We start from the raw sequence: 5,935 nt of genomic DNA, 5'->3' as shown, positions 1-5,935 counted from the left end.
CAGCGATTGGAACCAGGCGACCACTGCCGCTCTGTCAGTTGCGTTCCGAATTCCCAAAAGCAAAACCCCCACCATCTTTCAATGGTGGGGGTTGGCTCAATAAATAGCCTGACGATGACCTACTTTCACACGGGAATCCGCACTATCATCGGCGCTGACTCGTTTCACTGTCCTGTTCGGGATGGGAAGGAGTGGGACCAAGTCGCTATGGTCGTCAGGCTTGACTGGTTGGCTTGTTGACGGGGTCAACAAACCCAATTCGTAGAGTCAGCAGAGAACTATTTCTAGTTTGATCTGCACACAGCTTTCGCTGCGGAATCAGTTTAATTTGATTGCGTTCTCAGACTTCTGAAGAACAGCATAACTTGAATACCCACCTTGATCGAACTGCGATGCAGTTGTCAAAGTTATAGGGTCAAGCCTCACGGGCAATTAGTACTGGTTAGCTTAACGCATTACTGCGCTTCCACACCCAGCCTATCAACGTCCTGGTCTCGAACGACCCTTCAGGGGGCTCAAGGCCCCGGCAAGACTCATCTTGAGACGAGTTTCCCGCTTAGATGCTTTCAGCGGTTATCTCTTCCGCACTTAGCTACTCGGCAATGCCACTGGCGTGACAACCGATACACCAGAGGTGCGTCCACTCCGGTCCTCTCGTACTAGGAGCAGGCTCTCTCAATCTTGCAGCGCCCACGGAAGATAGGGACCAAACTGTCTCACGACGTTTTAAACCCAGCTCACGTACCTCTTTAAATGGCGAACAGCCATACCCTTGGGACCGGCTACAGCCCCAGGATGAGATGAGCCGACATCGAGGTGCCAAACACCGCCGTCGATATGAACTCTTGGGCGGTATCAGCCTGTTATCCCCAGAGTACCTTTTATCCGTTGAGCGATGGCCCTTCCATACAGAACCACCGGATCACTTTGTCCTACTTTCGTACCTGCTCGACTTGTCAGTCTCGCAGTCAAGCACGCTTATGCCAATGCACTATCGTCACGATTTCCGACCGTAACTAGCGTACCTTCGAACTCCTCCGTTACACTTTGGGAGGAGACCGCCCCAGTCAAACTGCCCACCATACACTGTCCCCATCCCGGATAACGGGACAAGGTTAGAACCTCAAACACACCAGGGTGGTATTTCAACGTTGGCTCCATAGAAACTAGCGTCCCTACTTCAAAGCCTCCCACCTATCCTACACAGATCTGTTCAAAGTCCAATGTAAAGCTACAGTAAAGGTTCATGGGGTCTTTCCGTCTTTCCGCGGGGAGATTGCATCATCACAAACATTTCAACTTCGCTGAGTCTCTGGAGGAGACAGTGTGGCCATCATTACTCCATTCGTGCAGGTCGGAACTTACCCGACAAGGAATTTCGCTACCTTAGGACCGTTATAGTTACGGCCGCCGTTTACTGGGACTTCAGTCAAGAGCTTGCACCCCATCATTTAATCTTCCAGCACCGGGCAGGAGTCACACCCTATACGTCGACTTTCGTCTTTGCAGAGTGCTGTGTTTTTAATAAACAGTTGCAGCCACCGATTCTCTGCGGCCTCATTCGGCTCCCCAAGTAAATGGTTCACCTAATAAAGGCACACCTTCTTCCGAAGTTACGGTGTCAATTTGCCGAGTTCCTTCTCCAGAGTTCTCTCAAGCGCCTTAGAATACTCATCTCGCGCACCAGTGTCGGTTTGCGGTACGGTCGTCAATAGCTGAAGCTTAGTGGCTTTTCTTGGAAGCAGGGTATCACTCACTTCGTCTGCAAGCAGACTCGTTATCACGCCTCATCTAAGCTCTCCGGATTTGCCTAAAGAGCACGACTACACGCTTGAACCAACATATCCAACAGTTGGCTGAGCTAACCTTCTCCGTCCCCACATCGCACTATTGATCGGTACAGGAATATTGACCTGTTTCCCATCAGCTACGCATCTCTGCCTCGCCTTAGGGGCCGACTCACCCTACGCCGATGAACGTTGCGTAGGAAACCTTGCGCTTTCGGCGAGGGGGCTTTTCACCCCCTTTAACGCTACTCATGTCAGCATTCGCACTTCTGATACCTCCAGCAGGCTTCACAACCCACCTTCACAGGCTTACAGAACGCTCTCCTACCACGTGCAATAAATTGCACATCCGCAGCTTCGGTAACTGGCTTAGCCCCGTTACATCTTCCGCGCAGGACGACTCGATCAGTGAGCTATTACGCTTTCTTTAAATGATGGCTGCTTCTAAGCCAACATCCTGACTGTTTTAGCCTTCCCACTTCGTTTCCCACTTAGCCAATTTTAGGGACCTTAGCTGGCGGTCTGGGTTGTTTCCCTCTTGAGTCCGGACGTTAGCACCCGGTGCTCTGTCTCCCAAGCTGTACTCTGCGGTATTCGGAGTTTGCCAAGGTTTGGTAAGTCGCCATGACCCCCTAGCCTAAACAGTGCTCTACCCCCGCAGGTAATACTTGAGGCACTACCTAAATAGTTTTCGGAGAGAACCAGCTATTTCCAAGTTTGTTTAGCCTTTCACCCCTATCCACAGCTCATCCGCTAGTTTTGCAACACTAGTCGGTTCGGACCTCCAGCACCTGTTACGGTGCCTTCATCCTGGCCATGGATAGATCACTTGGTTTCGGGTCTACACCCAGCGACTATTCGCCCTATTCGGACTCGATTTCTCTACGGCTTCCCTATTCGGTTAACCTCGCCACTGAATGTAAGTCGCTGACCCATTATACAAAAGGTACGCAGTCACCCTTGCGGGCTCCTACTTTTTGTATGCATGCGGTTTCAGGATCTATTTCACTCCCCTCCCGGGGTTCTTTTCGCCTTTCCCTCACGGTACTTGTTCACTATCGGTCGATTACGAGTATTTAGCCTTGGAGGATGGTCCCCCCATATTCAGACAGGATTTCACGTGTCCCGCCCTACTCTATTCGCGCCTAGTTCCACAATCTGCATTTCTCATACGGGGCTATCACCCGCTGTGGCCGGACTTTCCATTCCGTTCTGATATACAAACTGCTAAAACGCGAGGGCTACTCCGATTTCGCTCGCCACTACTTTCGGAATCTCGGTTGATGTCTTTTCCTCGAGCTACTGAGATGTTTCAGTTCACCCGGTTCGCCACAATGACCTATGTATTCAGTCAGAGTTACTCCTTGCGGAGTGGGTTTCCCCATTCGGAAATCTCCGGATCAAAGCTAATTTGCCAGCTCCCCGAAGCTTATCGCAGGCTATCACGTCCTTCGTCGCCTGTAATCGCCAAGGCATCCACCACATGCACTTAGTCACTTGACCCTATAACTTTGACACCGCTGACTGCAGTGTCGTCAAGGACTCAATTCAGATCCTCAGATCCAAACTGTTTTTGAGTATTCACGCGTTACGCCGTTCTTCATACCTAATCAATTTCTTGCTTAGTTGAAGTCTATGTTTGACGCAATCAAAATCACTGCTGACGGCACGGTGTATCAGGAGATACTTTCCGTCAGCAATGCTGATTCGACTCTACAAATTGTTAAAGAACAACAGCCGATCTTGCGATCAAGAGCTGGTAAACCTCAACGAACATTCCTATTCGCTAAGGTTTACCAACTGAATGAGTGAAACTGGTGGAGGATGACGGGATCGAACCGACGACCCCCTGCTTGCAAAGCAGGTGCTCTCCCAGCTGAGCTAATCCCCCGATGTCTCGTGGTGGGTCTGGCTGGATTCGAACCAGCGACCCCCGCCTTATCAAGACGGTGCTCTAACCGACTGAGCTACAGACCCACGCGAAACCTGTTTGCGTCGCTCTGTATCATCGCCAGGCTGTTGAGGCCAGCTCCACAGGCACGCGATTTCACTCACTGTTGTATGACAGCCGATAAGTGTGGGCGCTTGAAACCAAGTGCTTGAGCTTTCGCTCTTTTAGCGATCTTGCTCTGCATGCTCCGAAGAACACACGAGGCGCGATCAATCTAGAAAGGAGGTGATCCAGCCGCACCTTCCGATACGGCTACCTTGTTACGACTTCACCCCAGTCACGAACCCTGCCGTGGTAATCGCCCTCCTTGCGGTTAGGCTAACTACTTCTGGCAGAACCCGCTCCCATGGTGTGACGGGCGGTGTGTACAAGACCCGGGAACGTATTCACCGCGGCAAGCTGATCCGCGATTACTAGCGATTCCGACTTCACGCAGTCGAGTTGCAGACTACGATCCGGACTACGACCGGGTTTCTGGGATTAGCTCCCCCTCGCGGGTTGGCAGCCCTCTGTCCCGACCATTGTATGACGTGTGTAGCCCTACCCATAAGGGCCATGATGACCTGACGTCATCCCCACCTTCCTCCGGTTTGTCACCGGCAGTCTCATTAGAGTGCCCTTTCGTAGCAACTAATGACAAGGGTTGCGCTCGTTGCGGGACTTAACCCAACATCTCACGACACGAGCTGACGACGGCCATGCAGCACCTGTGTTCTGGCTCTCTTTCGAGCACTCCCAAATCTCTTCAGGATTCCAGACATGTCAAGGGTAGGTAAGGTTTTTCGCGTTGCATCGAATTAAACCACATCATCCACCGCTTGTGCGGGTCCCCGTCAATTCCTTTGAGTTTCAACCTTGCGGCCGTACTCCCCAGGCGGTCAACTTCACGCGTTAGCTACGTTACTGAGAAGAAACCCTCCCAACAACCAGTTGACATCGTTTAGGGCGTGGACTACCAGGGTATCTAATCCTGTTTGCTCCCCACGCTTTCGTGCATGAGCGTCAGTACAGGTCCAGGGGATTGCCTTCGCCATCGGTGTTCCTCCGCATATCTACGCATTTCACTGCTACACGCGGAATTCCATCCCCCTCTACCGTACTCTAGCTATGCAGTCACAAATGCAGTTCCCAGGTTGAGCCCGGGGATTTCACATCTGTCTTGCATAACCGCCTGCGCACGCTTTACGCCCAGTAATTCCGATTAACGCTTGCACCCTACGTATTACCGCGGCTGCTGGCACGTAGTTAGCCGGTGCTTATTCTTCAGGTACCGTCATGAGTCCCAGGTATTAACCAGAACCTTTTCTTCCCTGACAAAAGCGGTTTACAACCCGAAGGCCTTCTTCCCGCACGCGGCATGGCTGGATCAGACTTGCGTCCATTGTCCAAAATTCCCCACTGCTGCCTCCCGTAGGAGTCTGGGCCGTGTCTCAGTCCCAGTGTGGCTGGTCGTCCTCTCAGACCAGCTACAGATCGTTGGCTTGGTAGGCTTTTACCCCACCAACTACCTAATCTGATATCGGCCGCTCCAATCGCGCGAGGTCTTGCGATCCCCCGCTTTCACCCTCAGGTCGTATGCGGTATTAGCTGCTCTTTCGAGCAGTTATCCCCCACGACTGGGCACGTTCCGATATATTACTCACCCGTTCGCCACTCGTCAGCTTAACCTGTTACCGTTCGACTTGCATGTGTAAGGCATGCCGCCAGCGTTCAATCTGAGCCAGGATCAAACTCTACAGTTCGATCTTGAATTTACTCAACGGAATCGACTTAAACCATTTGCATGATTCAAATCTAATTTCCGTGAGCGTTTAAAGTCCGAAGGACCGTCATCAGTCACCTGACAACATCACTTCGCCTCAAACGCCCACGCTTATCGGCTGTTAATTATTAAAGAACATCGCAAAATTCAGAGCTTTAACTCTTTGTCTTGCGTTGCTGATATCGTTTGTCGTTATCAGCACAGAAGCGAGATTCTAATCTGCTTTTTCGCTTGTCGTCAAGTATTTTGAAAATTTATTTTCGCGATACTCATCGACTTGCTTTCTTTCCCGATTCAAACTCCGCTTTCGCGTCGCAGTCATCAGCAAAGAGGCGAGATTTTGATCTGCTTTCGCAGCGTCGTCAAGTACTTTTGAAAAATAATTTTTCGAAGCACTCGACAAGCTCTCCAGCTCGCCCGAACCTTTCGGTCCGC

Annotated in this window: 1 protein-coding gene, 2 tRNA genes and 3 rRNA genes; all 6 read right to left on the bottom strand. The window is 51.3% G+C overall.

What is annotated here, in order from left to right; translation table 11 throughout:
* Positions 1-106: 106 nt before the first annotated feature.
* Positions 107-219: ribosomal RNA gene (rrf, locus tag ACG02S_RS26085) — 5S ribosomal RNA — on the bottom strand.
* 192 nt (positions 220-411) lie between these two features.
* Positions 412-3,290: ribosomal RNA gene (locus ACG02S_RS26080) — 23S ribosomal RNA — on the bottom strand.
* A gap of 312 nt (positions 3,291-3,602) precedes the next feature.
* Positions 3,603-3,678 (bottom strand) — tRNA-Ala (locus ACG02S_RS26075).
* Between the two features lie 9 nt (positions 3,679-3,687).
* Positions 3,688-3,764 (bottom strand) — tRNA-Ile (locus ACG02S_RS26070).
* A 192-nt stretch (positions 3,765-3,956) separates the two neighbouring features.
* Positions 3,957-5,480, bottom strand: a 16S ribosomal RNA gene (locus ACG02S_RS26065).
* The 16S, 23S and 5S rRNA genes sit together here with 2 tRNA genes alongside, the layout of an rRNA operon.
* A gap of 234 nt (positions 5,481-5,714) precedes the next feature.
* Positions 5,715-5,935 (bottom strand): hypothetical protein (locus ACG02S_RS26060; RefSeq protein ID WP_394473421.1); only part of this gene is annotated, 221 nt, incomplete at its 5' end.

Origin of the sequence: Pelomonas dachongensis (assembly GCF_043555865.1) — a bacterium.
Taxonomy (GTDB): domain Bacteria; phylum Pseudomonadota; class Gammaproteobacteria; order Burkholderiales; family Burkholderiaceae_C; genus Pelomonas; species Pelomonas dachongensis.
The sequence above is the reverse complement of the archived record's forward strand: the minus strand, read 5'-3'. Positions and strand labels throughout refer to the sequence as shown.